General features: G+C 65.6%; 1 protein-coding gene. It reads right to left on the bottom strand.

The features are described from left to right. Positions 1 to 127: 127 nt before the first annotated feature. The coding region (locus tag RM844_RS32115; protein ID WP_311670980.1) for a YbaB/EbfC family nucleoid-associated protein at positions 128 to 588 on the bottom strand (461 nt) is incomplete at its 5' end.

Raw genomic sequence — 588 nt, 5'->3', positions numbered from 1 at the left:
CAGGCCTCTCCCTCACCGCCGAGCATCTGCATCAGCGCCGAGTGCACGGCTTTCATATCGTTGCTGACAAAGGCGAGATACTGCGCGGTACCGCGCAGCTCGGAAGGCGTGACGCCCAGCGGTACGGTCATCGCACACTCCTCACAGTGGGGTATTCGGCTGGTTCTCCTTCACCGTCGTGATGCCGCGCCGGCACAGCGGGCGACAACAGATCCCTGATGTCGGGAGCACCGTCGACGATGTCGGACAGCGAGGGCATCTCCTCCCGTCGCTGAGCCAGCGGCGCATGGAGTTCCGCGACTCTCCACTCGACGTCGCGGGCGGCCTCCTGGGCCGCGGCGGTGATGTGCCATCCCAGATCGGTCAGCTCATGGTCATCCAGATAGGAGTCGCCGACCGCCGTCCGGGTGACGACGCCGTCGGCGTTCACAGTGACCGTGACTGTCCCGTCGGCCCGAGTGGCTGTGGCGGACAAGGCCGCCCGTTCTTCCTCGACGGCGGCCAGCTCGGCGAACTGTTCCTGCACGAGTGCAAGAGCATTGATGAGTTCATGCCGCGCCGCATCGTTGTCCATGCCTAGTCCCCGTC

Origin of the sequence: Streptomyces chisholmiae (genome assembly GCF_031845445.1) — a bacterium.
GTDB classification, from domain to species: Bacteria; Actinomycetota; Actinomycetes; order Streptomycetales; family Streptomycetaceae; genus Streptomyces; species Streptomyces chisholmiae.
Note: the sequence above shows the minus strand (reverse complement) of the source record. Positions and strands in the feature narration are given on the sequence as shown.